This window comes from Butyricicoccus sp. AM32-19, assembly GCF_003480365.1.
GTDB lineage: Bacteria > Bacillota > Clostridia > Oscillospirales > Butyricicoccaceae > Agathobaculum > Agathobaculum butyriciproducens.
In genome coordinates, this window is the sequence record NZ_QUIX01000038.1 from 1 (window position 1) to 2,665 (window position 2,665).

The 2,665-nt window shown below is 53.8% G+C and carries 1 pseudogene; it reads left to right on the forward strand.

Features of this window, described 5'->3' with window-relative positions:
- Positions 1 to 2,665 (forward strand): annotated as a pseudogene (locus DW806_RS14920) (RHS repeat protein); the annotation flags it as partial.

The window sequence follows — 2,665 nt, forward strand, 5'->3', positions numbered from 1 at the left end:
ACAGACGCAGAGGGCAACGAAACCCGCTACACCTACAACGACCGCGGCCTGCTTATCCAGACTACGGACGCAGAAGGTAATGCGACCACCTATGAATATGACGCACTCGACCGTGTAGCAAAGACGATTGACGCGCTGGACGGCGAAACGATCTATGCGTATGACAGCATGGGACGCACGGTTTCGGAAACCGACGCAGAAGGCAACAAGAAAACCTACACCTATGACGCGCTCGGACGAACCAAGACTGAAACCGACGGTGCAGGCAACAAGACAACCTATACCTATGACCCTGTTGGCAATCTGCTTGTCACAACGGACGCAAACGGCAATGAAACCAAGACCGAGTACAACGCCATCAATGCAGCGGTAAAGCAGATTGACGGCGAAGGCAACGAAACCACCTACACTTACGACAAGGTAGGACGGCTGCTGACCGAAACGGACGCACTCGGCGGCGTTACCGCGTACACCTACGACCTTGCGGGCAATCAGCTTAGTGTTACCGACCCCGAAGGCAATGTGACAAAGTATATCTATGACCTGCTGGGACGCGCCGTAGAGCAGATTAACGCAGACGGCAGCAAGACCCGCACGGTGTATGACGCGCTGGGACGCACGACAGAAAGCTATGACGAACTCGGCGGTAAGACTGCTACCACCTATGATGCGAACGGCAACCAACTCACCGTCACTGACCCGAAAGGCAACAAAACTTCGTATCAGTACAACCGCAAAGACCAGATTACTGTTATCACCTATGCGGACGGCGGCGAAACCCACTATACCTACAATGCGCTCGGAAATGTCAGCGAAGTAACCGACCAGAACGGCAATGCAACCAAGTACACCTATGACGCACTCGGCAGAACGCATACCGAAACCAACGCAGTAGGTGTTGTGACCGAATACGGCTACGACAAGGTAGGCAACACGGTTTCTGTCACCAAGGACGGAACAGTAATCGCAAAGAGCGAGTACGACGGTGCGTATCGTGTGATAAAAACGATTGACGGACTGGGTAATGCGGGAACAAAGCAATATGACGGCGTAGGCAATGTACTGGTTTCCACTGACCGTGAAGGCAATGCAACACAGTACACCTACGACAAAAACTATAACCTGCTCAAGACCACAGACGCAGAAGGCGGCGTGTCCTCGTCTGCTTATGACGCGCTGGGTCGTGTCGTTTCTGCAACCGATGAAAACGGCAATGCAACGACCTACACCTACGATAAGAACGGCAATGTACTGACCGAAACCGACGCACTTTCTGGTGTTGTTACCAACACTTACGACGCACGCGGCAGAGTAGCAGCAACCACGGACAAGCTGGGTGCAACGACTACCTACACCTATGACGCAGCCGGTAATCTCCGCAAGGAAACCGACGCGAATAATGCGTATGCCGTTTATCAGTATGATGCGAACAACAATCTCATTCAGTACACCAACCGCAACAACGAATGGGTGAAGTATGCGTATGACTGCATGAATCGGCAGGTCAAGGAAACCAACCAGCTTAACCATGCAACCGAGTACGAATACGACCTTGCAGGCAACCAGACGGCGGTGATCGACGGCAACAAGAACAAGGCCATATACACCTATGACGGCTTGAATCGTCTTGTTTCCAAGACCAACGCCGAAGGCGGTATGTTCGAGTACCGGTATGATTCGTTTGGCAACACCGCAGGCACGACGATGTACGGCGGCGGTGACGAGAAGGCCGCGACCACTTATGCCTATGATGCAGCGGGCAATCTGCTGACCGAAACCTCTCCGCTGGGCAGCGTGACTACCTACACGCATGACAAGGAAGGCAATGTGCTGACGCAGGTTGACGAAAACGGCAAGCAGACCGCGTACACCTACGACAAGTTGTATCGCATGGTTTCCCGCAAGGACGCGGATGGTACTGCGACCTTTGCCTATGACAAGGCGGGCAACATGACCTCGGCCAAGGATGGAAACGGCACGGTAGCATTTGCGTTCGACGCGCTTTCCCGCACCACCGCTGTCACAAATGAGGACGGCACGACCACGGCGTACACCTACGACGCGGCAAGCAACCGTCTGTCCATCACCTACCCCGACGGCAAGGCTGTTACGACCGCGTATGATAGTCTCGGCAATGTGAAGTCCCAGACCGACCATGACGGCACAGGCATTACCTACACGCGCGACGCGGAAGGACGCACAATCAAGGAAGGCCACAGCGACGGCAGCACGACCGAGTATGATTATAACGCCGCCGGTCTGCTGACGCTGCAAAAGGAAGTCACCAAGAGCAACAGCACACGCCGTCAGACTGCGTATACCTACGATGATGCGGGCAATATCGTAAGTGAAAACCGTTCCGGTGTAGACATTGACAAGAAGGACGAGTTGGTACGCTACTACTACGATAAGGCCAATCAGCTTATCCGCACCAATATCGAGGGCAAGAATACGAAGTATTCCTACGACCTCGCGGGCAATCTGCTTTCCGATGGTACGAACACTTACACCTACGATCTGCAAAACCGTCTGGTTAGCAAGACCGGCAAGGACGGTACGACCACTTATACCTATGACGCGGCGGGCAATCTGATTAAGAAGGCTGCACCGGACGGCACGACCGAGTATACCTACACGGCACAGAACAAGCTGAAAACCGGCAAGA